Raw genomic sequence first — 24,237 nt, forward strand, 5'->3', positions numbered from 1 at the left:
TCAAGCGTCGCATCAGGCGCTGAATGTCGGATGTGGCGTGCAGCCTACAAATCACACAAATTCAATTCGTTACGATTATCCCGTCAAAGCAATTTTTTCGCTAGCGTCCAGACCCCGGTATTCGTGGTGGAAAGCGCCACAACACCCGCGTTAATCGCATTACGCGCATCTTCTTCATCGCACACCAGCCCGCCAGCAATCAGCGGTTGGCGGATTTTCTCCGTCACCCAGCCCAGCACTTTGGGCATACAGCCAGGCAGGATCTCAATACAATCCGGATTCGATTGCGCAACTTGCTTATCAATGTTGTGAAACGAAATTGAATCAACAATAAACAGGCGATGAATACAGAAAAAACCTTCCGCTCTTGCCGCTTTCAACATTGAGGCTTTGGTACTGATAATGCCGTCCGCCTCAGTCACCAGTTTCAAAAACTGAATCACCACTTCTTTATTTGACGCGCCTTCCAGCAAATCAACATGAATAAAAGCATATTTTCCGGCATTTTTAATCTTTTTAACGATTTGACTAATGGTGCAGATATTGCCGTACAACACGGAAATAAACTGGCATTCAGAGTCGATTGCCAGTTGCAGGCTGGCATTATCTTTAACGGCAGCAATCACCGGATTCTGGCGGAGCAGGTGTAAGAGGGGCATAAATTATCCTTATTATTTATCCAAAACGGTAGGTGATGCCGAATCCGGAAGGCGGATAGCGCCACTGTTGTAGTGTTGATTCGTCGCACAGCAAACGGCAGGTGCCACACTCCAGGCAGCCGCGATAATCAACGCGTAAGTCACCTTCCGGTGTGAGCGAAAAAAGACCAGCCGGACAAGCGTTAATCAACCGTTGTACCGTCTGGCGCTCAACGGAGTCAGCCGGAACAATGTGCGGCGCATCGGCAACGCGCCAGAGATTACGGGCTACAGACATCGCAGACTCCTGATAACATCGCCCGCCAGATGCCACAGGCCGTGACGACGTAAATGACGCCAGAGCAACTGGCGCAGCGGCGGAACAGGTTTATCACCCTGATCCCATAAATCACGGGAAATATCCTGCATTAACGCAGGCCACGCCCGATACCAGCCAGGGCGTTGCAAAAGCGCCGGAACATGCTGATAGCGCTGTAAAACATCCCACAGCAGGCTGCGCTCGACGTTGTGATGATAAAGCGCAAACAGATTTTGCGGCTCGCGGTGCTGGCAGGCGCTTATCAGCGTTTGTGCCGCCGCCTGCGCGCCAGTTAGCGCCATATCCATGCCGCGCACGGAAATTCCGGTATTGACGCAACTGCGCAACGCATCGCCCACCAGCAGCCAGCCGTTACCGGCGTATTGCATCGGCATACTGTGTAAGCCACCTTCTGGCACCAGATGCGCACCATACTCCAGTGATTCCGTGTTTTTGATAAGCGGGCGCACTGCCGGATGCGTTTTAAAGCGAGCCAGCAGCTCGCTTGCCGGAACACGACTTTGCGTAAGTGAAGAGAGCGGGCAAACAATCCCTAACGAGAGCGTTCGTTGATTAGTATAAAGAAATGCGCCGCCGGGTAAGTCATCACAGATCCCGCCGCTGAACAGCAACGCTGCGCCTTCGTTATTCTCCAGATGAAAACGTTCTTCAATAGCGGATGTTTCCAGCGACAGCACTTCTTTGATCCCCAACGCCATCGCTTCGCCAGCAGGACGAGTCACTAACCCGTGACGCTCAGCCAGGACGCTGTTGGCACCTTCTGCCAGCACCACATAACGGGCGCGGAGAATATCGTCACCACAAATGACACCACACACCCTGCCGTTTTCTTCATACAGCGCATCCACCGTCGCACCAGGGATGCATTCGACACCTTCTTTTTCGGCTTCGGCAACCAGCCACGGATCGAACCGTGCACGTAATACACTCCAGGATTCACCGCCGGGCTGTAAGCTGGAAAACGTCGTTGCGCCATCCGGCGTTAGCAGAGAAAGGCTTTCGTGAGTGATGCGTCGTTCAAGAGGCGCGGTCAGATGAAATTGCGGGAGGAGTTCCGCGAGCGCATGGGTGTATAAACGCCCGCCGGAAAGATTTTTGCTGCCGGGGATTTCAGCGCGTTCCAGTAACAGAACGGACAAACCTGCCCGCGCGCAGCGTAAAGCACAAGCGGTGCCTGCTATACCCGCACCAATAATAATAATGTCGCAGTTGTCTTCCATGTCATGCCCCAGATATCCAGAACACAACACCCTAACATGGCGTTACTTAAGGGAAATTGACCGCCGACACACTCTTATCATTCGCCGCGATAGATACAGCCTGCAGTACAGGTTTCTTTTACCATCACCGCACTTAACAGCGGCACAACGGGTTTAACCTGATCCCAAATCCATTTGGCTAAAACTTCGCTGGTTGGGTTTTCCAGACCTGGAATATCATTGAGATAATGGTGATCGAGGCGCTCATAAGTTGGCTTAAACGCCGCTTTCAGTTCAGCGAAATCGATAATCCAGCCCGTATGCGGATCGACTTCCCCGGTAATTTCCAGTCGCACCATAAAGGAATGCCCGTGCAGGCGACCACATTTATGCCCTTCCGGGACGTGTGGTAAGCGGTGAGCGGCTTCGAAGGTGAAATCTTTAAATAACGTGGTGGACATCATAATTTCTCTACAGGACGATAAAACCGCCGTAGAGTACCGGAAAGGCTGTTTTTTCGCATTATCTAAAACGACTTTGTTGCGCAAAATCGCTGATTTATCTTATTGATGGGCAATATTCATTTGTTTTTCATTGGGTTGGTTAATCTATTTTGTTGTTAAAGACTATTGCTAAAACAGGTTAGTCGATTTGGTTATTAGTTATCGCTATCCCGTCTTTAATCCACACCGTTCACCCCGTTAACCTTATCTTCTCTTCTGTTTTATGGGCGCTGACAGGGCGCAGAAACAGCTTTGCTTACTGGAACATAACGACGCATGACGACACAGGTCCCACCTTCCGCGTTGCTTCCGTTGAACCCGGAGCAACTGGCACGCCTTCAGGCGGCCACGACCGATTTAACTCCCACCCAGCTTGCCTGGGTTTCTGGCTATTTCTGGGGCGTGCTCAATCAGCAGCCTGCTGCGCTTGCAGCGACGCCAGCGCCAGCCGCAGAAATGCCAGGTATAACTATTATCTCCGCTTCGCAAACCGGCAATGCGCGCCGGGTTGCTGAAGCATTACGCGATGATTTATTGGCGGCAAAACTGAACGTTAAGCTGGTGAACGCGGGCGACTATAAATTCAAACAAATCGCCAGCGAAAAACTGCTTATCGTGGTGACGTCAACGCAAGGAGAAGGGGAACCGCCGGAAGAAGCCGTCGCGCTGCATAAGTTCCTGTTCTCCAAAAAAGCGCCGAAGCTGGAAAACACCGCATTTGCCGTGTTTAGCCTCGGCGATAGCTCTTATGAATTTTTCTGCCAGTCCGGGAAAGATTTTGACAGCAAGCTGGCGGAACTGGGCGGTGAACGCCTGCTCGACCGTGTCGATGCCGACGTTGAATACCAGGCTGCTGCCATCGAGTGGCGCGCCCGCGTGGTTGATGCGCTTAAATCGCGTGCGCCTGTCGCGGCACCTTCGCAATCCGTCGCTACTGGCACGGTAAATGAAATCCACACCAGCCCGTATAGCAAAGACGCGCCGCTGGCGGCCAGCCTTTCGGTTAACCAGAAAATTACCGGGCGTAACTCTGAAAAAGACGTTCGTCACATTGAAATTGACTTAGGTGACTCTGGCCTGCGTTACCAGCCGGGTGACGCGTTGGGCGTCTGGTATCAGAACGATCCGGCACTGGTGAAAGAACTTGTCGAACTGCTGTGGCTGAAAGGCGATGAACCTGTCACCGTCGAGGGCAAAACGTTGCCTCTGAACGAAGCGCTACAGTGGCACTTCGAACTGACCGTCAACACCGCCAACATTGTTGAGAACTATGCCACGCTTACCCGCAGCGAAACGCTGCTGCCGCTGGTGGGCGATAAAGCGAAGTTACAGCATTACGCCGCGACGACGCCGATTGTCGACATGGTGCGTTTCTCTCCGGCGCAACTGGATGCCGAAGCGCTGATTAATCTGCTGCGCCCGCTGACCCCGCGCCTGTATTCCATCGCCTCCTCGCAGGCGGAAGTCGAGAACGAAGTGCACGTTACCGTTGGTGTGGTGCGTTACGACGTGGAAGGCCGCGCCCGTGCCGGTGGTGCCTCCAGCTTCCTCGCAGATCGTGTGGAAGAAGAGGGTGAAGTCCGCGTCTTTATCGAACATAACGACAACTTCCGCCTGCCAACCAATCCGGAAACCCCGGTGATCATGATTGGCCCTGGCACCGGCATCGCGCCGTTCCGTGCCTTTATGCAGCAGCGTGCTGCCGACGAAGCGCCGGGTAAAAACTGGCTATTCTTTGGCAACCCACACTTTACGGAAGATTTCCTCTACCAGGTGGAGTGGCAGCGCTACGTGAAAGAAGGCGTATTGAGCCGCATCGATCTTGCCTGGTCGCGCGACCAAAAAGAAAAAGTTTATGTACAAGACAAACTGCGCGAACAGGGCGCGGAGCTGTGGCGCTGGATCAATGACGGTGCCCACATTTATGTCTGCGGCGACGCTAATCGCATGGCGAAAGACGTTGAGCAGGCACTTCTGGAAGTGATTGCCGAATTTGGTGGCATGGACACCGAAGCGGCGGATGAATTTTTAAGTGAGCTGCGCGTAGAGCGCCGTTATCAGCGAGATGTCTACTAATGAGCGAAAAACATCCAGGGCCTTTAGTGGTCGAAGGAAAACTGACAGACGCCGAGCGCATGAAGCTTGAAAGCAACTACCTGCGCGGCACCATTGCGGAAGATTTAAACGACGGTCTGACCGGCGGCTTTAAGGGCGACAACTTCCTGCTGATCCGCTTCCACGGCATGTATCAGCAAGATGACCGCGACATCCGCGCCGAACGTGCTGAACAGAAGCTGGAGCCACGTCATGCAATGCTGTTGCGCTGTCGTCTGCCGGGTGGGGTGATTACCACCAAACAGTGGCAGGCGATCGATAAATTTGCCGGTGAAAACACCATCTATGGCAGCATTCGCCTGACCAACCGCCAGACGTTTCAGTTCCACGGCATTCTGAAAAAGAACGTCAAACCGGTGCACCAGATGCTGCACTCGGTCGGTCTTGATGCGCTGGCGACTGCTAACGACATGAACCGTAACGTACTCTGCACCTCGAACCCTTACGAGTCGCAGCTACACGCGGAAGCGTATGAATGGGCGAAGAAAATCTCTGAACATCTGCTGCCGCGTACCCGCGCGTATGCGGAGATCTGGCTCGATCAGGAAAAAGTCGCCACCACCGATGAAGAACCGATCCTCGGTCAGACTTATTTGCCGCGTAAATTCAAAACCACGGTAGTGATCCCGCCGCAGAACGATATCGATCTGCACGCCAACGACATGAACTTCGTGGCGATCGCCGAAAACGGCAAGCTGGTGGGCTTTAACCTGCTGGTGGGCGGTGGGCTTTCCATCGAGCACGGCAACAAGAAAACCTATGCCCGCACGGCGAGTGAGTTTGGTTATCTGCCGCTGGAGCATACGCTGGCGGTGGCAGAAGCCGTCGTGACGACTCAGCGCGACTGGGGTAACCGAACCGATCGTAAAAATGCCAAAACCAAATACACGCTGGAGCGCGTAGGGGTTGAGACGTTTAAAGCGGAAGTTGAACGTCGCGCGGGGATCAAATTTGAACCGATCCGTCCGTATGAGTTCACCGGACGCGGCGATCGTATTGGTTGGGTTAAGGGCATTGATGATAACTGGCACCTGACGCTGTTTATCGAAAATGGTCGCATCCTTGATTATCCGGGGCGTCCGCTGAAAACTGGCCTGCTGGAGATCGCGAAGATCCACAAAGGTGATTTCCGCATTACGGCGAACCAGAATCTGATCATCGCCGGTGTGCCGGAAAGCGAGAAAGCGAAGATCGAGAAGATCGCCAAAGAGAGCGGGTTAATGAATGCCGTCACGCCGCAGCGTGAAAACTCAATGGCCTGCGTGTCATTCCCGACTTGCCCGCTGGCGATGGCGGAAGCGGAGCGTTTCCTGCCGTCTTTTATCGACAACATCGATAATTTAATGGTGAAACATGGTGTCAGCGATGAGCATATCGTGATGCGTGTAACAGGCTGCCCGAACGGTTGTGGTCGCGCGATGCTGGCGGAAGTGGGCCTGGTGGGTAAAGCGCCGGGGCGCTACAACCTGCATCTTGGCGGCAACCGCATTGGGACACGTATCCCACGGATGTATAAAGAAAACATCACCGAGCCGGAAATCCTGGCATCGCTTGATGAACTGATAGGGCGCTGGGCGAAAGAGCGCGAAGCGGGTGAAGGCTTCGGCGACTTTACGGTGCGTGCGGGCATCATTCGCCCGGTGCTCGATCCGGCGCGCGATTTGTGGGATTAACCATCAGCCCGGTCTTGTAGGCCTGATAAGACGCGTGAGCGTCGCATCAGGCAAGGCAAACAGTGAGGAATCTATGTCCAAACTCGATCTAAACGCCCTGAACGAACTGCCGAAGGTAGATCGCATTCTGGCGCTGGCAGAAACTAACGCCGAACTGGAAAAACTGGATGCTGAAGGCCGCGTTGCCTGGGCGCTGGATAATCTGCCCGGTGAATATGTACTTTCTTCCAGTTTCGGCATTCAGGCGGCGGTGAGCCTGCATCTGGTGAATCAGATTCACCCGGATATCCCGGTGATCCTGACCGATACGGGTTATCTGTTCCCGGAAACCTACCGCTTTATTGACGAGTTAACGGACAAACTCAAGCTCAACCTGAAAGTGTACCGCGCTACCGAAAGCGCCGCCTGGCAGGAAGCGCGCTACGGCAAACTGTGGGAGCAGGGTGTTGAAGGCATTGAAAAGTACAATGACATCAACAAAGTCGAACCGATGAACCGGGCGCTGAAAGAACTGAATGCGCAAACGTGGTTTGCTGGCCTGCGCCGCGAACAATCCGGCAGTCGCGCCAATTTACCGGTGCTGGCAATTCAGCGTGGCGTATTTAAAGTGCTGCCGATTATCGACTGGGATAACCGAACGATATATCAGTATCTGCAAAAACATGGCCTTAAATATCATCCATTATGGGACGAAGGATATTTATCCGTCGGTGATACCCATACAACCCGTAAATGGGAACCCGGCATGGCGGAAGAAGAAACGCGTTTCTTTGGCTTAAAAAGGGAATGTGGGTTACACGAAGGGTAAATATTGCTGGATAAAATAAACGCCCCTGTCAGAAATGATGGGGGCGTTTTTATTTTGCGAGCAGCATTCCTGATTTTAAACGTGAACGCCGCTGGAAGAATTATCAGGTATAGAATGGCGTTGGGTGCTTGAGGCTGTCTGGCGTTAAGCATTCGCGAGGTTCCAGATGGACAAAAGCCCCAGGCGATATTTCTATCAACCTGAGGCCAGCGTTCGAACCCAAACAATTCGAATGTTAGTCTCTTCTTTGCAGGGAGGCAAGACATGCTGACAAAATATGCCCTTGTGGCAATCATAGTGCTGTGTTTTACAGTACTGGGATTCACGCTGATGGTAGGCGACTCGTTGTGTGAGTTGAGTATCAGAGAACGTGGTATGGAGTTTAAGGCAGTTCTCGCTTACGAATCGAAGAAGTAGCCACCACGCGGGGGTAAAACCCCGCGTATTGAATTGTTAAAGTTTGGCCTCCTGCACCCCTTTTTTATACTCTGTTTCTGGTGGCATTGATTTCCTGCAGGCAAGGGAGTAATCATTTCAAACCCATCAAGACGCCTTCGCCAGCTCTTTCACCAGAGGTAGCATTATCCGCATAACATCACGGCAGCGACGTTCTATTCTTCCTGGAAGTGCCTTATCAATATGTTGTTGATTATCCAGTCTTACGTCATGCCAGCTATTTCCCGCAGGGAATGCAGCTGTTTTTGCGCGTTGCTGATAACCATCCTTATTCCCAAGATTCCAATTTGTTGCTTCTACCGAAAGTACGGCAATACCGGCTTTGTCGAAAACTTCGGCGTCATTACAACAGCCAGTACCCTTCGGATAATTTTTATTCAAACCCGGATTGGTCGTTGCGGCAATTCCATGACTACGCGCAATTGCCAGTGCCCTGTCGCGCGTTAATTTCCTTACTGCTTCAGGGGTTTTTACACCACTGTTGAAATACAATTTATCGCCAACAATTAAGTTATCGAGATTAATCACCAGCAGCGTATTTTTCTTTTCGGTGTCACTCATCCGCTTGAGTAAATTCTCAGCACCTAATTTCCCTTCCTCTTCACCACTGGTCGCCACAAATCGAATACCATACTCGGTAGGCGTATTTTTCAGGCGTTCTGCCAGTTCCAGCATGACACCTAAACCTGCGGCGTTATCATCTATTCCTTGTAACGTCAGCCCGCCGAGATTGGCATCGGCGTCAGCATCGCTCAGCGGAGCGTAAGTATCCAGATGCGCCATAATGATGATCTGCTGCGGAGCTTTGCCTTCATGAGCGGCAATCACCGTACTTCCCGTCACGTTATGCCAGCTCTTGCGATTATCGCGGGCGGTATAAATATACCGACTATTAAATGTCCGAATATCACTGCGATAACCCATTTGCTGAAACTGTTGGCGAATATAATCGGCAGATAACATTTCTGCAGGAGTTCCGGTCATGCGTCCCGGAAAGAAAGTAGCAATATGTCGTGCCTGAGTATTAGCAAAATCGCCAGGTTTAGGTGACGAGGCGTGTACGGGGAGAATAAAGCATACGCCGAGCGCCAGGGCAGCGGTACGGTGGCGCAATGCGGAAAACATAGTGAGTCCTTAAATACCATGCAAATTTTTTTACCGCCATAGTATGAAACTGCCGCTGCGCTAAAACAATTTCAAATCTTCCTAAACGCCCGAAATCCGGTGCCTTAAGCACTTTTTGATATTAGCTTTGCCAAATCGTTATTCCGTTAAGGAACTACTCATTCTAATTGGTAATTTCATTCGTTCTCTTACGCTCCCTATAGTCGAAACATCTGATGGCAAGAAAATAGCGGTATTGCAAAGGAACGGTTATGGATCAAAAACGACTTACTCACCTGCGGCAACTGGAGGCGGAAAGCATCCACATTATTCGCGAGGTGGCGGCAGAATTCTCAAATCCGGTGATGCTCTACTCTATCGGTAAAGATTCCAGCGTCATGCTGCATCTGGCGCGCAAGGCGTTTTATCCAGGTACGCTGCCTTTCCCGTTGCTGCATGTCGATACCGGCTGGAAATTCCGCGAGATGTATGAGTTCCGCGATCGTACGGCGAAAGCCTACGGCTGCGAGCTGCTGGTGCATAAAAACCCGGAAGGCGTGGCGATGGGGATTAATCCATTCGTGCACGGCAGCGCGAAACATACCGATATTATGAAAACTGAAGGCCTGAAACAGGCGCTGAACAAATACGGTTTTGATGCCGCCTTCGGTGGTGCGCGCCGTGACGAAGAGAAATCCCGCGCTAAAGAGCGAATCTACTCTTTCCGTGACCGCTTCCATCGCTGGGATCCGAAAAATCAGCGCCCGGAGCTGTGGCACAACTACAACGGGCAAATTAACAAAGGCGAAAGCATCCGCGTCTTCCCGCTCTCTAACTGGACCGAGCAGGATATCTGGCAATATATCTGGCTGGAAAATATTGACATTGTTCCACTGTATCTCGCTGCGGAACGACCGGTTCTGGAACGCGACGGTATGTTGATGATGATTGATGACAACCGTATCGACCTGCAACCGGGAGAAGTGATTAAAAAACGGATGGTGCGTTTCCGTACGCTGGGCTGCTGGCCGCTGACCGGTGCGGTGGAGTCAAATGCACAAACACTGCCGGAAATCATCGAAGAGATGCTGGTTTCCACCACCAGTGAACGTCAGGGCCGCGTGATTGACCGCGACCAGGCGGGGTCTATGGAGCTGAAAAAACGTCAGGGGTATTTTTAAGATGAACACCGCACTTGCACAACAAATCGCCAATGAAGGCGGCGTCGAAGCCTGGATGATTGCGCAACAACATAAAAGCCTGCTGCGTTTTCTGACCTGTGGTAGCGTCGATGATGGCAAAAGTACCCTGATTGGTCGTCTGCTGCACGATACCCGCCAAATCTACGAAGATCAGCTCTCATCGCTGCATAACGACAGTAAGCGTCACGGCACCCAGGGCGAAAAGCTGGATCTGGCGCTGCTGGTGGACGGTCTGCAAGCTGAGCGCGAACAGGGCATCACTATTGATGTGGCCTACCGCTATTTCTCTACCGAGAAACGTAAATTTATTATCGCCGACACCCCAGGGCACGAGCAGTACACCCGCAATATGGCGACTGGCGCATCGACATGTGAACTGGCGATCTTACTGATCGATGCCCGTAAAGGCGTACTCGATCAAACCCGTCGTCACAGTTTTATCTCCACGCTGTTGGGGATCAAACATCTGGTCGTGGCGATCAACAAAATGGATCTGGTGGATTACAGTGAAGAGACGTTCACCCGTATTCGTGAAGATTATTTAACCTTTGCTGGGCAGCTGCCGGGTAATCTGGATATCCGCTTTGTGCCGCTCTCCGCACTGGAAGGCGACAACGTGGCTTCGCAAAGTGAAAGTATGCCGTGGTACAGCGGTCCGACACTGCTCGAAGTGCTGGAAACCGTGGAGATCCAGCGAGTGGTGGATGCCCAGCCAATGCGCTTCCCGGTGCAGTACGTTAACCGCCCGAATCTCGATTTTCGTGGTTACGCCGGAACGCTGGCATCCGGTCGCGTGGAAGTCGGGCAACGTGTCAAAGTGCTACCCTCTGGTGTGGAGTCAAACGTCGCGCGAATCGTGACTTTTGATGGCGATCGCGAAGAAGCCTTTGCCGGAGAAGCGATCACCCTGGTGCTGACGGATGAGATCGACATCAGCCGTGGCGATCTGCTGCTGGCGGCAGACGAATCGTTACCGGCTGTGCAGAGCGCGTCGGTGGATGTGGTATGGATGGCGGAACAGCCGCTTTCCCTAGGCCAGAGTTACGACATCAAAATTGCCGGTAAGAAGACGCGTGCTCGTGTTGATGGCATTCGTTATCAGGTTGATATTAATAACCTTACCCAACGCGAAGTTGAAAACCTGCCGCTGAACGGCATCGGCCTGGTGGATCTCACTTTTGACGAGCCACTGGTGTTAGATCGTTATCAGCAAAATCCGGTTACCGGTGGGCTGATTTTTATCGATCGCCTGAGCAATGTGACCGTGGGTGCCGGTATGGTGCACGAGCCAGTTAGCCAGGCAACTGCTGCGCCATCTGAATTCAGTGCATTCGAACTGGAATTGAATGCCCTGGTTCGTCGCCACTTTCCGCACTGGGGCGCGCGCGATTTGCTGGGGGATAAATAATGGCGCTGCATGACGAAAACGTCGTCTGGCATAGCCATCCGGTCACTGTGCAACAACGCGAGCTACACCACGGTCATCGTGGTGTAGTGCTGTGGTTTACCGGCCTCTCCGGGTCCGGTAAATCAACGGTCGCCGGGGCGCTGGAGGAGGCGTTACATAAACTCGGCGTCAGTACGTATCTGCTGGATGGCGACAATGTTCGCCACGGATTATGCAGCGATCTCGGTTTTAGCGATGCCGATCGTAAAGAGAATATCCGTCGCGTCGGTGAAGTGGCGAATTTGATGGTTGAAGCCGGACTGGTGGTGCTGACCGCATTCATCTCGCCACACCGCGCCGAACGCCAGATGGTTCGTGAACGCGTAGGAGAAGGGCGCTTTATCGAAGTGTTTGTCGATACGCCGCTGGCGATTTGCGAAGCCCGCGATCCAAAAGGCTTATATAAGAAAGCGCGTGCCGGTGAACTGCGCAACTTTACGGGAATAGATTCCGTTTACGAAGCGCCTGAATCGGCAGAAATTCATCTCAATGGTGAACAATTAGTAACAAATTTGGTACAGCAATTATTAGATCTGTTGAGACAGAACGATATTATCAGATCCTGAGACACCACCGGGTTTCCATGCCCGGTTCGTCAAAGTAACAGGATCAAATATGCGTAATAGCCATAACATTACACTAACAAATAACGACAGCCTTACTGAGGATGAAGAAACCACATGGTCACTGCCTGGTGCCGTGGTCGGTTTTATCTCATGGTTATTTGCGCTGGCGATGCCGATGTTGATTTATGGCTCTAACACGCTGTTCTTCTTTATCTACACCTGGCCTTTCTTTCTGGCACTGATGCCTGTCGCGGTAGTGGTGGGGATTGCGCTGCATTCATTGATGGACGGAAAGCTACGCTACAGTATTGTTTTCACCCTGGTGACAGTAGGCATTATGTTTGGCGCACTGTTTATGTGGCTACTGGGCTAATTTGTACTTTCTTGTCTCCTCTGTTCATAATTCAAACCGTAACTAATAATGAGATTATGTTCTGCACGCCCTGGGTATACGTAACAATGGACAAATGTGGTACATTTGCCCGCGTTGTCGCGGTATCCCCAACAGAGGATGTAGAGTCGTCTTCGGATGCATGGGATGATGATGCCGTTTTTCAGGGGGCAGGATGGGTAAACTAACGCTGCTGTTGCTGGCTATTCTGGTCTGGCTACAGTATTCGCTGTGGTTCGGTAAGAACGGTATACATGACTATACCCGCGTCAATGATGATGTGGCGGCACAGCAAGCTACAAACGCGAAACTTAAAGCGCGAAACGATCAACTTTTTGCCGAAATTGACGATCTCAATGGCGGCCAGGAGGCGCTCGAAGAGCGTGCGCGTAATGAACTCAGCATGACCAGGCCGGGCGAAACTTTTTATCGTCTGGTGCCTGACGCGTCGAAGCGCGCACAGTCTGCGGGGCAAAACAATCGATAAATCAGCCCAGGAATTAACATGGCAACCACTCATTTGGATGTTTGCGCCGTGGTTCCGGCGGCCGGATTTGGCCGTCGAATGCAAACGGAATGTCCTAAGCAATATCTCTCAATCGGTAATCAAACCATTCTTGAACACTCGGTGCATGCGCTGCTGGCGCACCCCCGGGTGAAACATGTCGTCATTGCCATAAGTCCTGGCGATAGCCGTTTTGCACAACTTCCTCTGGCGAATCATCCGCAAATCACCGTTGTAGATGGCGGTGATGAGCGTGCCGATTCCGTGCTGGCAGGTTTGAAAGCCGCTGGCGACGCGCAGTGGGTATTGGTGCATGACGCCGCTCGTCCTTGTCTGCATCAGGATGACCTCGCGCGATTGTTGGCGTTGAGCGAAACCAGCCGCACGGGGGGGATCCTCGCCGCACCAGTGCGCGATACGATGAAACGTGCCGAACCGGGCAAAAATGCCATTGCTCATACCGTTGATCGCAACGGCTTATGGCACGCGCTGACGCCGCAATTTTTCCCTCGTGAGCTGTTACATGACTGCCTGACGCGCGCTCTAAATGAAGGCGCTACCATTACCGACGAAGCCTCGGCGCTGGAATATTGCGGATTTCATCCGCAGTTGGTCGAAGGCCGCGCGGATAACATTAAAGTCACGCGCCCGGAAGATTTGGCACTGGCCGAGTTTTACCTCACCCGAACCATCCATCAGGAGAATACATAATGCGAATTGGACACGGTTTTGACGTACACGCCTTTGGCGGTGAAGGCCCAATTATCATTGGTGGCGTACGCATTCCTTACGAAAAAGGATTGCTGGCGCATTCTGATGGCGACGTGGCGCTCCATGCGTTGACCGATGCATTGCTTGGCGCGGCGGCGCTGGGGGATATCGGCAAACTGTTCCCGGATACCGATCCGGCATTTAAAGGTGCTGACAGCCGCGAGCTGCTACGCGAAGCCTGGCGTCGTATTCAGGCGAAGGGTTATACCCTGGGCAACGTCGATGTCACTATCATCGCTCAGGCACCGAAGATGTTGCCGCACATTCCACAAATGCGCGTGTTTATTGCCGAAGATCTCGGCTGCCATATGGATGATGTTAACGTGAAAGCCACTACTACGGAAAAACTTGGATTTACCGGACGTGGGGAAGGGATTGCCTGTGAAGCGGTGGCGCTACTCATTAAGGCAACAAAATGATTGAGTTTGATAATCTCACTTACCTCCACGGTAAACCGCAAGGCACCGGGCTGCTGAAAGCCAATCCGGAAGACTTTGTGGTGGTGGAAGATTTGGGCTTTGAGCCTGATGGTGAAGGTGAGCATATTCTGGTTAGAATCCTCAAAAACGGCTGCAATACCCGTTTTGTGGCGGATGCACTGGCGAAATTCCTGAAAATTCATTCCCGTGAAGTCAGCTTCGCTGGGCAAAAAGACAAACATGCTGTTACGGAACAGTGGTTATGCGCTCGCGTGCCGGGCAAGGAAATGCCCGATCTGAGCGCCTTTCAACTGGAAGGCTGCCAGGTGCTGGAGTATGCGCGGCACAAGCGCAAGCTGCGTTTAGGCGCGCTGAAAGGTAACGCCTTTACCCTGGTTCTGCGCGAAGTGAGCAATCGCGATGACGTTGAACAACGTCTGATCGATATTTGCGTAAAAGGTGTACCGAACTACTTCGGTGCCCAACGTTTTGGGATTGGCGGTAGCAACTTGCAGGGCGCGCTGCGCTGGGCGCAAACCAATACTCCGGTGCGCGATCGCAATAAACGGAGTTTTTGGTTGTCGGCAGCCCGCAGTGCGTTGTTTAATCAGATTGTTGCTGAGCGCCTCAAAAAAGCAGACGTTAATCAAGTTGTTGACGGCGATGCGCTACAATTAGCCGGACGTGGTAGCTGGTTTGTCGCAACCACCGAAGAACTGGCGGAATTACAGCGTCGCGTCAACGATAAAGAGCTGATGATAACCGCCGCATTGCCGGGCAGTGGCGAATGGGGAACTCAGCGTGAAGCGTTGGCATTCGAACAAGCAGCTGTCGCCGCAGAAACTGAATTACAAGCCTTACTGGTGCGCGAAAAAGTTGAAGCCGCGCGCAGAGCGATGCTGCTGTATCCGCAACAATTAAGCTGGAACTGGTGGGATGACGTCACCGTAGAAATCCGTTTCTGGCTTCCGGCGGGTAGTTTTGCAACCAGCGTTGTCAGGGAACTTATCAACACAACAGGTGATTATGCGCATATTGCTGAGTAATGATGACGGGGTACATGCACCCGGTATACAAACGCTGGCGAAAGCCTTGCGTGAGTTTGCTGACGTTCAGGTGGTCGCCCCCGATCGTAACCGCAGCGGCGCTTCAAATTCTCTGACACTGGAATCCTCCCTGCGCACGTTTACCTTTGAAAATGGTGATATTGCTGTGCAAATGGGAACCCCGACCGATTGCGTCTATCTTGGCGTGAATGCTCTGATGCGTCCGCGCCCGGACATTGTTGTGTCCGGAATTAACGCCGGGCCGAATCTGGGGGATGATGTTATTTATTCCGGTACGGTAGCCGCCGCGATGGAAGGCCGCCATTTAGGTTTTCCGGCGCTTGCCGTCTCGCTTGACGGGCATAAACATTACGACACTGCCGCGGCGGTAACCTGTTCAATTTTGCGCGCTCTGTGTAAAGAACCGCTGCGCACCGGGCGTATTCTTAATATTAACGTTCCGGATTTACCATTGGATCAAATCAAAGGTATTCGCGTGACGCGCTGCGGTACACGACATCCGGCAGATCAGGTGATCCCGCAGCAAGATCCGCGCGGCAATACGCTGTACTGGATTGGCCCGCCGGGCGGTAAATGTGATGCCGGTCCGGGGACCGATTTTGCTGCGGTAGATGAGGGCTATGTCTCCATCACGCCGCTGCATGTGGATTTAACTGCGCATAGCGCGCAAGATGTGGTTTCAGACTGGTTAAACAGCGTGGGAGTTGGCACGCAATGGTAAGCAGACGCGTACAAGCACTTCTGGATCAATTACGTGCGCAAGGTATTCAGGATGAGCAGGTGCTGAATGCACTTGCCGCCGTGCCGCGTGAAAAATTCGTTGATGAAGCGTTTGAACAAAAAGCCTGGGACAATATCGCCTTGCCGATAGGTCAGGGGCAGACAATTTCGCAGCCGTATATGGTGGCGCGAATGACCGAATTACTCGAACTGACGCCGCAGTCGCGGGTGCTGGAAATTGGCACCGGTTCGGGATATCAAACGGCAATCCTGGCGCATCTTGTGCAGCATGTTTGCTCGGTTGAACGGATTAAAGGCTTGCAGTGGCAGGCGCGTCGCCGCCTGAAAAATCTTGATTTACATAATGTTTCAACCCGTCATGGCGATGGATGGCAAGGTTGGCAGGCACGTGCGCCGTTTGACGCTATCATTGTTACGGCGGCACCGCCGGAAATTCCAACTGCGCTAATGACGCAGCTGGATGAAGGCGGGATTCTCGTCTTACCTGTAGGGGAGGAGCACCAGTATTTGAAACGGGTGCGTCGTCGGGGAGGCGAATTTATTATCGATACCGTGGAGGCCGTGCGCTTTGTCCCTTTAGTGAAGGGTGAGCTGGCTTAAAACGTGAGGAAATACCTGGATTTTTCCTGGTTATTTTGCCGCAGGTCAGCGTATCGTGAACATCTTTTCCAGTGTTCAGTATGGTGCCTTGCACGGTAATTATGTCACTGGTTATTAACCAATTTTTCCTGGGGGATAAATGAGCGCGGGAAGCCCAAAATTCACCGTTCGCCGCATTGCGGCTTTGTCACTGGTTTCGCTATGGCTGGCAGGCTGTTCTGACACTTCAAATCCACCGGCACCGGTCAGCTCCGTTAATGGCAATGCGCCTGCAAATACCAATTCTGGTATGTTGATTACGCCACCGCCGAAAATGGGGACGACGTCTACAGCTCAGCAACCGCAAATTCAGCCGGTACAGCAGCCACAAATTCAGGCCACTCAACAACCGCAAATCCAGCCGGTGCAGCCAGTAGCTCAGCAGCCGGTACAGATGGAAAACGGACGCATCGTCTACAACCGTCAGTATGGGAACATTCCGAAAGGCAGTTATAGCGGCAGTACCTATACCGTGAAAAAAGGCGACACACTTTTCTATATCGCCTGGATTACTGGCAACGATTTCCGTGACCTTGCTCAGCGCAACAATATTCAGGCACCATACGCGCTGAACGTCGGTCAGACCTTACAGGTGGGTAATGCTTCCGGTACGCCAATCACTGGCGGAAATGCCATTACCCAGGCCGACGCAGCAGAGCAAGGAGTTGTGATCAAGCCTGCACAAAATTCCACCGTTGCTGTTGCGTCGCAACCGACAATTACGTATTCTGAGTCTTCGGGTGAACAGAGTGCTAACAAAATGTTGCCGAACAACAAGCCAACTGCGACCACGGTCACAGCGCCTGTAACGGTACCAACAGCAAGCACAACCGAGCCGACTGTCAGCAGTACATCAACCAGTACGCCTATCTCCACCTGGCGTTGGCCGACTGAGGGCAAAGTGATCGAAACCTTTGGCGCTTCTGAGGGGGGCAACAAGGGGATTGATATCGCAGGCAGCAAAGGACAGGCAATTATCGCGACCGCAGATGGCCGCGTTGTTTATGCCGGTAACGCGCTGCGCGGCTACGGTAATCTGATTATCATCAAACATAATGATGATTACCTGAGTGCCTACGCCCATAACGACACAATGCTGGTCCGGGAACAACAAGAAGTGAAGGCGGGGCAAAAAATAGCAACCATGGGTAGCACCGGAACCAGTTCAACACGCTTGCATTTTGAAATTCGTTACAAGGGGAAATCCGTAAACCCGCTGCGTTATTTGCCGCAGCGATAAATCGGCGGAACCAGGCTTTTGCTTGAATGTTCCGTCAAGGGATCACGGGTAGGAGCCACCTTATGAGTCAGAATACGCTGAAAGTTCATGATTTAAATGAAGATGCGGAATTTGATGAGAACGGAGTTGAGGTTTTTGACGAAAAGGCCTTAGTAGAAGAGGAACCCAGTGATAACGATTTGGCCGAAGAGGAACTGTTATCGCAGGGAGCCACACAGCGTGTGTTGGACGCGACTCAGCTTTACCTTGGTGAGATTGGTTATTCACCACTGTTAACGGCCGAAGAAGAAGTTTATTTTGCGCGTCGCGCACTGCGTGGAGATGTTGCCTCCCGCCGCCGGATGATCGAGAGTAACTTGCGTCTGGTGGTAAAAATTGCCCGCCGTTATGGCAATCGTGGTCTGGCGTTGCTGGACCTGATCGAAGAGGGCAACCTGGGGCTGATCCGCGCGGTAGAGAAGTTTGACCCGGAACGTGGTTTCCGCTTCTCAACATACGCAACCTGGTGGATTCGCCAGACGATCGAACGGGCGATTATGAACCAAACCCGTACTATTCGTTTGCCGATTCACATCGTAAAGGAGCTGAACGTTTACCTGCGAACCGCACGCGAGTTGTCCCATAAACTGGACCACGAACCAAGTGCGGAAGAGATCGCAGAGCAACTGGATAAGCCAGTTGATGACGTCAGCCGTATGCTTCGTCTTAACGAGCGCATTACCTCGGTAGACACCCCGCTGGGTGGTGATTCCGAAAAAGCGTTGCTGGACATCCTGGCCGATGAAAAAGAGAACGGTCCGGAAGATACCACGCAAGATGACGATATGAAGCAGAGCATCGTCAAATGGCTGTTCGAGCTGAACGCCAAACAGCGTGAAGTACTGGCACGTCGATTCGGTTTGCTGGGGTACGAAGCGGCAACACTGGAAGATGTAGGTCGTGAAATTGGCCTCACCCGTGAACGTGTTCGCCAGATTCAGGTTGAAGGCCTGCGCCGTTTGCGCGAAATCCTGCAAACACAGGGGCTGAATATCGAAGCGCTGTTCCGCGAGTAAGTAAGCATCTGTCAGAAAGGCCAGTCTCAAGCGAGGCTGGCCTTTTTCTTTTATTTGGGGAGTTGGTGTGTTTTGTCGCCTGGATAAAACACGTCAGTGTCCCACCCGGCAATCAGCATCCTATTTGCTCATCATCTTGCGCACCAACTGCATAAACAGCTCCTTCTCTTCTGCACTCAAACGCCCCAAAAATTCCTCATCCACACTGTCACCAATCGGTATCGCCGCAGCAAGTACCTTTTCTCCTTCGGCAGTCAGCCAGACAAAGCGACGCCGCTTGTCAGCGGCGTCATGTTCACGTCTGACTAAGCCACGATTTTCCATTCTTGCCAACATTTCTGCCAGCGTTGCTTTGGTGCTGACTGCTGCTTCTATCAGTGCCACCTGTTCGATACCAGGCTTATCAGCAATGGCGCGCATCACCGCGTACTGTGGTTTGGTCAGGTCAGGTAACTCGACCCTGGCTCAAGCCCGGCGGGGATCACCGACAAGCTGATTCTCGACGCTACCACGCCTGTCGCCCCGGACAACCGTGGTCACTACAGCCAGCCGGTGGTGGATTTGCCGGAAACCAAAGCCTGGGCTGAAAAACTGACTGCTATGCTGGCCGCACGTAAATAAGGAGAACAAGATGATTTGTCCACGTTGTGCCGATGAACAGATTGAAGTGATGGCGAAATCGCCGGTGAATGATGTCTGGACGGTCTACCAGTGCCAGCATTGCCTTTATACCTGGCGCGATACCGAACCGCTACGCCGCACCAGCCGCGAGCATTATCCCGAAGCGTTCAGCATGACGCAGAAAGATATTGATGACGCGCCGATGGTGCCGAGCATCCCGCCGCTGCTGGCGGCAGATAAGCGTTAATAAAAAGTGCCGGGTAGTGGCTTTGCTTTACCCGGCCTCATTACTTTATTTTATAAAATGACAGCCGCCCGCTTTTCGGCGATCCGGTATCAATATAAATCTGGTTTGCGAACGTCTGAATGTTATCAAACACCATATGTCCAAATATAAAATAATCAGCGCCGTTTATTTGTTGTAACTCGCCATTAAGCGATTTCTGCACACGATCAACAGGCCAGAGTAATTCGCTCTCCGCTATTTCTTTACCAAAGAGATATTCATTCCCCGGATAATCTGCATGTGTGATGACATATTTTATGTTGTCGTTAGTAACTTCAATAATATGTGGAAGGTGATGGAATTTCAGCAACAGATCTATTGCCGCTTGTTGCTCTGAATCATTTAAATCGAAAAACCAGTCGCCGCCGCTGGCAAGCCACATATTGCCATCGCCGGTCGCGAACGCATCCAACGCCATCGCTTCGTGGTTGCCTTTAATCGACGTAAACCAGGGTTGGTTTAGCAGGCGTAGTACGTTAAGACTCTCCGGCCCACGATCAATATTATCGCCGACAGAAATAAGTAAGTCGGTTTCAGGGCAAAAAGAGAGTTGATGTAAGCGGGATTGTAATAATTGATAGTCACCATGAATATCACCAACGGCCCATATATGGCGATAGTGATGGGCATTGATTTTTTGATAGCGTGTAGATGGCATGGTTTTACCCTGTAAAATAAGATTTCCTATTATACAGGGTATTTTTATTTGATTCGTCAGTTGTCGTTAATATTCCCGATAGCAAAAGACTATCGGGATTTGTTATTAAACCAGACTCTTCAAGCGATAAATCCACTCCAGCGCCTGACGCGGAGTCAGTGAATCCGGGTCCAGGTTTTCCAGTGCTTCGACTGCAGGCGACGTTTCTTCTGGCACTGACAGCAAAGACATTTGCGTACCATCCACTTGCGTAGCGGCGGCGTTCGGCGAAATGCTTTCCAGCTCACGCAGTTTTTGCCGTGCCCGCTTAATAACCTCTTTTGGCACGCCCGCCAGAGCGGCAACCGCCAGGCCGTAGCTTTTGCTCGCCGCGCCATCCTGCACGCTGTGCATAAAGGCAATGGTGTCGCCGTGCTCTAGTGCATCAAGATGCACGTTGGCGACGCCTTCCATTTTTTCCGGTAACTGGGTCAGCTCGAAATAGTGGGTGGCAAACAACGTCAACGCTTTAATCTTATTCGCCAGATTTTCCGCGCACGCCCACGCCAGCGACAGACCATCGTAAGTGGAAGTTCCGCGCCCAATCTCATCCATCAGCACCAGACTGTACTCGGTGGCGTTATGTAAAATATTGGCGGTTTCGGTCATTTCCACCATAAAGGTTGAACGCCCGGATGCCAGATCGTCCGCTGCTCCTACGCGGGTAAAGATACGGTCGATCGGGCCAATCTCGACTTTTTGCGCCGGTACATAGCTGCCGATGTAGGCCATCAGCGCAATCAGTGCGGTCTGGCGCATATAGGTACTTTTACCGCCCATATTCGGACCGGTAATGATCAACATGCGACGCTGCGGCGACAGGTTCAGCGGGTTGGCGATAAACGGCTCATTCAGCACCTGTTCAACCACCGGATGGCGGCCTTCGGTGATGCGAATACCCGGTTTATCAATAAAGGTCGGGCAGGTGTAGTTCAGGGTATAGGCCCGCTCCGCCAGGTTAACCAGCACATCAAGTTCTGCCAGTGCGCTTGCGCTCTGTTGCAACGCTTCCAGATGCGGCAACAGCAGGTCGAACAGCTCTTCATAAAGCTGTTTTTCCAGTGCCAGTGCTTTGCCTTTTGAAGTGAGAACTTTGTCTTCGTACTCTTTTAGCTCTGGAATAATGTAGCGTTCGGCGTTTTTCAGCGTCTGGCGGCGCATGTAGTTAATCGGTGCCAGGTGGCTTTGCCCTCGGCTGATCTGAATGTAGTAGCCGTGCACCGCATTAAAGCCAACTTTCAGCGTGTCCAGGCCGGTACGTTCACGCTCGCGGACTTCCAGACGCTCCAGATAATCGGTCGCGCCGTCAGCCAGCGCGCGCCACTCATCCAGCTCTTCGTTATAGCCCGATGCGATAACACCACCGTCGCGTACCAGCACTGGCGGTGTGTCGATGATTGCTCGCTCCAGCAGATCGCGCAGCTCGGCAAACTCGCCCATTTTTTCACGCAGCGCCTGTACCGGAGCGCTATCGACATTTTCTAATAGCGCACGCAGCTCCGGCAGTTGCTGGAAAGCGTGACGCATACGGGCCAGATCGCGTGGGCGAGCAGTTCGTAAAGCCAGACGCGCCAGAATACGTTCCAGGTCGCCGACCTGACGCAGTACCGGCTGCAGCTCGGCGGTGAAATCCTGCAATGCGCCAATAGTTTGCTGGCGCTCAAGCAAGACGCGGGTATCGCGCACTGGCATATGCAGCCAGCGTTTCAGCATACGGCTGCCCATCGGCGTGACGGTGCAGTCGAGCACAGAAGCCAGCGTGTTTTCCGCACCGCCCGCCAGGTTCTGGGTAATTTCCAGGTTACGACGCGTCGCGGCATCCATAATGATGCTGTCCTGCTCACGTTCCATAGTGATAGAACGAATATGCGGCAGAGTCGTACGTTGGGTATCTTTCGCATACTGCAACAGACAACCGGCAGCACAAAGTCCGCGCGGCGCGTTCTCGACGCCAAAACCGACCAGATCGCGGGTGCCAAATTGCAGATTCAACTGCTGGCGCGCGGTGTCGATTTCAAACTCCCACAGCGGGCGACGGCGCAGTCCGCGACGACCTTCAATCAGCGACATCTCGGCGAAATCTTCTGCATACAACAGCTCTGCCGGATTAGTGCGTTGCAGCTCTGCCGCCATCGTTTCGCGGTCAGCCGGTTCGCTCAGGCGAAAACGCCCGGAACTGATATCCAGCGTCGCGTAGCCGAAACCTTTACTGTCCTGCCAGATAGCCGCCAGCAGGTTATCCTGACGCTCCTGCAACAGCGCTTCATCGCTGATGGTGCCCGGCGTAACGATACGCACAACTTTGCGCTCAACCGGACCTTTGCTGGTCGCTGGGTCGCCAATTTGTTCGCAGATGGCAACGGACTCGCCCTGATTCACCAGTTTGGCGAGGTAGTTTTCCACCGCATGGTAGGGGATCCCCGCCATCGGGATCGGTTCTCCCGCCGAAGCACCGCGTTTGGTCAGTGAAATATCCAGCAGTTGCGACGCGCGTTTTGCGTCGTCATAAAACAGTTCATAAAAATCACCCATCCGGTAAAACAGCAGGATCTCGGGATGCTGGGCTTTCAGCTTGAGATACTGCTGCATCATGGGCGTATGGGCATCGAAATTTTCTATTGCACTCATGGGGTTATGTCCGGTTCCCTGATATTAAATGAGGTGTGATGGTTTTTATTTTCGTTGTAATCACATAAGGCGCACATGATACCGGAGTTAATCATTTCAGGGGAAGAAGCGAACGGCGAGTTCTTGATGGTGATTCCGGGAAAGATGCTGTTTTGCAGCTTTTGCGTGATGCTTATGAAGCAGGTACGCAAAATTGCGTCGGTTGAATAAACCTCCTCCTTCAGAGCCATAGTCCCCTTTCAAATTAAGTTGTAATATAAATACACCTTAAGAGTATGGAGGCAGCATGTCCGGCAAGCGTATCTCTCGTGAAAAACTGACGATTAAAAAAATGATCGATCTTTATCAAGCGAAATGCCCGCAGGCGTCAGCGGAGCCGGAGCATTACGAGGCGTTGTTTGTTTACGCGCAAAAGCGGCTGGATAAATGTGTGTTCGGCGAAGAGAAACCAGCCTGTAAGCAGTGTCCGGTGCACTGTTACCAGCCTGCAAAGCGTGAAGAGATGAAACAGATTATGCGTTGGGCCGGGCCGAGAATGCTGTGGCGTCATCCGATCTTAACCGTGCGTCATTTCATCGATGACAAGCGTCCGGTGCCAGAACTGCCGGAAAAATATCGTCCAAAGAAATAAATCTGCCGGAGAGCCATACTCTCCGGCAAATAAGGCGCTTACGCTTTGGTGGCAATCAGGATGGCTGATGCTTTGATCAATGCAATAACGCGCGAGCCAGTGGTGAGTTTCATTTCATCCTGACTTTCATTTGTTACCACTGCCACAATTTCAAAACCCGCATCCGTTTTGATATGGACAGTGGCGTTCACTGCGCCTTCGGTGATTGTCGACACGCTGCCAGCAAACTGGTTGCGAGCAGAGAATTTCAGTCCACAGTCTTCCGTTGCCAGCGTTACCCACGGGGCTTTAATCAGGGCAATCGCTTCTTTCCCTTTCGCCAGACCCAGCGCTTGCTGGCTGCTGTGAGTCACAATTGCCACCAGCTTTGCACCACCTGCCAGCGTCAGTTCTACTTCGTCATTCACCGCGCCCATTGCTACTGCGCTAACTGTTCCGGTTAATTGATTTCTTGCTGAAACTGCCATACTGCCTCCTTTCATTGAATGTTGATCG

Annotated in this window: 27 protein-coding genes and 2 pseudogenes; 20 read left to right on the forward strand and 9 right to left on the reverse strand. The window is 52.4% G+C overall.

Annotated features, from left to right (window positions below):
- Positions 1–83: 83 nt before the first annotated feature.
- The 4 genes from ACK8NJ_RS05150 to queD form a co-directional block, all read right to left on the reverse strand.
- The gene (locus ACK8NJ_RS05150) at positions 84–659 is read right to left on the reverse strand and encodes a glycerol-3-phosphate responsive antiterminator (protein ID WP_001130278.1); all 576 of its coding nucleotides are present in this window, start codon (positions 657–659) and stop codon (positions 84–86) included.
- Between the two features lie 16 nt (positions 660–675).
- A complete protein-coding gene (locus ACK8NJ_RS05155; protein WP_000109536.1) occupies positions 676–936 on the reverse strand; it encodes a ferredoxin family protein in 261 nt (86 codons plus the stop codon).
- Positions 927–2,198 carry an FAD-dependent oxidoreductase gene (locus ACK8NJ_RS05160; protein ID WP_411962195.1) on the reverse strand — a complete coding sequence of 424 codons (1,272 nt, stop codon included), beginning with the start codon at positions 2,196–2,198 and terminating at the stop codon, positions 927–929. The genes ACK8NJ_RS05155 and ACK8NJ_RS05160 overlap by 10 nt, the downstream gene beginning before the upstream one ends.
- Before the next feature lie 77 nt (positions 2,199–2,275).
- A complete protein-coding gene (queD, locus tag ACK8NJ_RS05165; RefSeq protein WP_000108294.1) occupies positions 2,276–2,638 on the reverse strand; it encodes a 6-carboxytetrahydropterin synthase QueD in 363 nt (120 codons plus the stop codon).
- A 318-nt stretch (positions 2,639–2,956) separates the two neighbouring features.
- Between queD and cysJ the strand changes: the two genes are divergently transcribed.
- The 4 genes from cysJ (at position 2,957) to ACK8NJ_RS05185 (ending at position 7,693) form a co-directional block, all read left to right on the forward strand.
- Positions 2,957–4,756 carry an NADPH-dependent assimilatory sulfite reductase flavoprotein subunit gene (cysJ, locus tag ACK8NJ_RS05170; RefSeq protein ID WP_411962196.1) on the forward strand — a complete coding sequence of 600 codons (1,800 nt, stop codon included), beginning with the start codon at positions 2,957–2,959 and terminating at the stop codon, positions 4,754–4,756.
- Entirely contained in the window at positions 4,756–6,468 is a 1,713-nt protein-coding gene (cysI, locus tag ACK8NJ_RS05175; RefSeq protein ID WP_001290713.1) for an assimilatory sulfite reductase (NADPH) hemoprotein subunit, read from the forward strand. Before cysJ ends, cysI begins: the two co-directional genes overlap by 1 nt.
- Before the next feature lie 73 nt (positions 6,469–6,541).
- The gene (gene cysH, locus ACK8NJ_RS05180; protein WP_000039841.1) at positions 6,542–7,276 is read left to right on the forward strand and encodes a phosphoadenosine phosphosulfate reductase; all 735 of its coding nucleotides are present in this window, start codon (positions 6,542–6,544) and stop codon (positions 7,274–7,276) included.
- A 264-nt stretch (positions 7,277–7,540) separates the two neighbouring features.
- Positions 7,541–7,693 carry a Hok/Gef family protein gene (locus ACK8NJ_RS05185; RefSeq protein ID WP_000956460.1) on the forward strand — a complete coding sequence of 51 codons (153 nt, stop codon included), beginning with the start codon at positions 7,541–7,543 and terminating at the stop codon, positions 7,691–7,693.
- A 126-nt stretch (positions 7,694–7,819) separates the two neighbouring features.
- Here the strand turns inward: ACK8NJ_RS05185 and iap are convergent, their stop codons facing one another.
- Positions 7,820–8,857: an alkaline phosphatase isozyme conversion aminopeptidase gene (gene iap / locus ACK8NJ_RS05190; protein WP_000490418.1), complete on the reverse strand. Its 1,038-nt coding sequence runs from the start codon at positions 8,855–8,857 to the stop codon at positions 7,820–7,822.
- 251 nt (positions 8,858–9,108) lie between these two features.
- On the opposite strand from iap, the gene cysD reads away from it, so the two are divergent.
- The 12 genes from cysD to rpoS all read left to right on the forward strand — a co-directional run bounded on the left by cysD (position 9,109) and on the right by rpoS (position 18,879).
- Positions 9,109–10,017 carry a sulfate adenylyltransferase subunit CysD gene (gene cysD, locus ACK8NJ_RS05195; RefSeq protein ID WP_000372392.1) on the forward strand — a complete coding sequence of 303 codons (909 nt, stop codon included), beginning with the start codon at positions 9,109–9,111 and terminating at the stop codon, positions 10,015–10,017.
- Position 10,018: 1 nt separating this feature from the next.
- Complete coding sequence (gene cysN / locus ACK8NJ_RS05200) at positions 10,019–11,446, forward strand: sulfate adenylyltransferase subunit CysN (protein ID WP_001090367.1); 1,428 nt, start codon at positions 10,019–10,021, stop codon at positions 11,444–11,446.
- On the forward strand, positions 11,446–12,051 hold the full coding sequence (gene cysC, locus ACK8NJ_RS05205) for an adenylyl-sulfate kinase (protein ID WP_001173673.1): 606 nt from the start codon (positions 11,446–11,448) through the stop codon (positions 12,049–12,051). The genes cysN and cysC overlap by 1 nt, the downstream gene beginning before the upstream one ends.
- Positions 12,052–12,100: 49 nt before the next feature.
- Entirely contained in the window at positions 12,101–12,424 is a 324-nt protein-coding gene (locus tag ACK8NJ_RS05210; protein WP_001246104.1) for a DUF3561 family protein, read from the forward strand.
- 193 nt (positions 12,425–12,617) lie between these two features.
- Positions 12,618–12,929 carry a cell division protein FtsB gene (gene ftsB / locus ACK8NJ_RS05215; RefSeq protein WP_000517476.1) on the forward strand — a complete coding sequence of 104 codons (312 nt, stop codon included), beginning with the start codon at positions 12,618–12,620 and terminating at the stop codon, positions 12,927–12,929.
- 18 nt (positions 12,930–12,947) lie between these two features.
- Positions 12,948–13,658 carry a 2-C-methyl-D-erythritol 4-phosphate cytidylyltransferase gene (gene ispD, locus ACK8NJ_RS05220; RefSeq protein WP_000246131.1) on the forward strand — a complete coding sequence of 237 codons (711 nt, stop codon included), beginning with the start codon at positions 12,948–12,950 and terminating at the stop codon, positions 13,656–13,658.
- Positions 13,658–14,137, forward strand: coding sequence for a 2-C-methyl-D-erythritol 2,4-cyclodiphosphate synthase (ispF, locus tag ACK8NJ_RS05225; RefSeq protein ID WP_001219242.1), 480 nt, complete (start codon positions 13,658–13,660; stop codon positions 14,135–14,137). Before ispD ends, ispF begins: the two co-directional genes overlap by 1 nt.
- Positions 14,134–15,183: a tRNA pseudouridine(13) synthase TruD gene (gene truD, locus ACK8NJ_RS05230; protein WP_000568962.1), complete on the forward strand. Its 1,050-nt coding sequence runs from the start codon at positions 14,134–14,136 to the stop codon at positions 15,181–15,183. Before ispF ends, truD begins: the two co-directional genes overlap by 4 nt.
- Positions 15,164–15,925: a 5'/3'-nucleotidase SurE gene (gene surE / locus ACK8NJ_RS05235; RefSeq protein WP_001295182.1), complete on the forward strand. Its 762-nt coding sequence runs from the start codon at positions 15,164–15,166 to the stop codon at positions 15,923–15,925. The genes truD and surE overlap by 20 nt, the downstream gene beginning before the upstream one ends.
- Positions 15,919–16,545 carry a protein-L-isoaspartate O-methyltransferase gene (gene pcm, locus ACK8NJ_RS05240; RefSeq protein ID WP_000254708.1) on the forward strand — a complete coding sequence of 209 codons (627 nt, stop codon included), beginning with the start codon at positions 15,919–15,921 and terminating at the stop codon, positions 16,543–16,545. The genes surE and pcm overlap by 7 nt, the downstream gene beginning before the upstream one ends.
- Positions 16,546–16,729: 184 nt before the next feature.
- Complete coding sequence (gene nlpD, locus ACK8NJ_RS05245) at positions 16,730–17,824, forward strand: murein hydrolase activator NlpD (protein ID WP_306174120.1); 1,095 nt, start codon at positions 16,730–16,732, stop codon at positions 17,822–17,824.
- Between the two features lie 62 nt (positions 17,825–17,886).
- On the forward strand, positions 17,887–18,879 hold the full coding sequence (gene rpoS / locus ACK8NJ_RS05250; protein ID WP_000081550.1) for an RNA polymerase sigma factor RpoS: 993 nt from the start codon (positions 17,887–17,889) through the stop codon (positions 18,877–18,879).
- A 120-nt stretch (positions 18,880–18,999) separates the two neighbouring features.
- Here the strand turns inward: rpoS and ACK8NJ_RS05255 are convergent.
- A pseudogene (locus tag ACK8NJ_RS05255) lies at positions 19,000–19,335 on the reverse strand (MarR family winged helix-turn-helix transcriptional regulator); the annotation flags it as partial.
- Between ACK8NJ_RS05255 and ACK8NJ_RS05260 the strand changes: the two are divergent.
- Together ACK8NJ_RS05260 and ACK8NJ_RS05265 are read left to right on the forward strand one after the other, a co-directional pair.
- A pseudogene (locus ACK8NJ_RS05260) lies at positions 19,333–19,500 on the forward strand (hypothetical protein); the annotation flags it as partial. The pseudogenes ACK8NJ_RS05255 and ACK8NJ_RS05260 sit on opposite strands and share 3 nt — an antisense overlap.
- A 10-nt stretch (positions 19,501–19,510) precedes the next feature.
- Positions 19,511–19,747, forward strand: a complete 237-nt coding sequence (locus tag ACK8NJ_RS05265) for a non-oxidative hydroxyarylic acid decarboxylases subunit D (RefSeq protein ID WP_411962197.1) — start codon at positions 19,511–19,513, stop codon at positions 19,745–19,747.
- Positions 19,748–19,787: 40 nt separating this feature from the next.
- Here ACK8NJ_RS05265 and pphB read toward each other — a convergent pair whose 3' ends face one another.
- A complete protein-coding gene (gene pphB, locus ACK8NJ_RS05270; protein ID WP_411962198.1) occupies positions 19,788–20,444 on the reverse strand; it encodes a protein-serine/threonine phosphatase in 657 nt (218 codons plus the stop codon).
- 105 nt (positions 20,445–20,549) lie between these two features.
- Complete coding sequence (mutS, locus tag ACK8NJ_RS05275) at positions 20,550–23,111, reverse strand: DNA mismatch repair protein MutS (protein WP_033549712.1); 2,562 nt, start codon at positions 23,109–23,111, stop codon at positions 20,550–20,552.
- Positions 23,112–23,186: 75 nt separating this feature from the next.
- On the opposite strand from mutS, the gene ACK8NJ_RS05280 reads away from it, so the two are divergent.
- Both ACK8NJ_RS05280 and ACK8NJ_RS05285 read left to right on the forward strand, forming a co-directional pair.
- The gene (locus tag ACK8NJ_RS05280) at positions 23,187–23,321 is read left to right on the forward strand and encodes a hypothetical protein (protein WP_000611937.1); all 135 of its coding nucleotides are present in this window, start codon (positions 23,187–23,189) and stop codon (positions 23,319–23,321) included.
- A 76-nt stretch (positions 23,322–23,397) separates the two neighbouring features.
- A complete protein-coding gene (locus ACK8NJ_RS05285; protein ID WP_411962199.1) occupies positions 23,398–23,742 on the forward strand; it encodes a nitrous oxide-stimulated promoter family protein in 345 nt (114 codons plus the stop codon).
- Positions 23,743–23,780: 38 nt separating this feature from the next.
- On the opposite strand, the gene ACK8NJ_RS05290 is transcribed toward ACK8NJ_RS05285, so the two are convergent.
- Positions 23,781–24,209, reverse strand: coding sequence for a TOBE domain-containing protein (locus tag ACK8NJ_RS05290; protein ID WP_000301062.1), 429 nt, complete (start codon positions 24,207–24,209; stop codon positions 23,781–23,783).
- Positions 24,210–24,237: the final 28 nt, after the last annotated feature.

It is taken from the genome of Escherichia sp. F1, assembly GCF_046764225.1.
Classification (GTDB): Bacteria; Pseudomonadota; Gammaproteobacteria; order Enterobacterales; family Enterobacteriaceae; genus Escherichia; species Escherichia coli.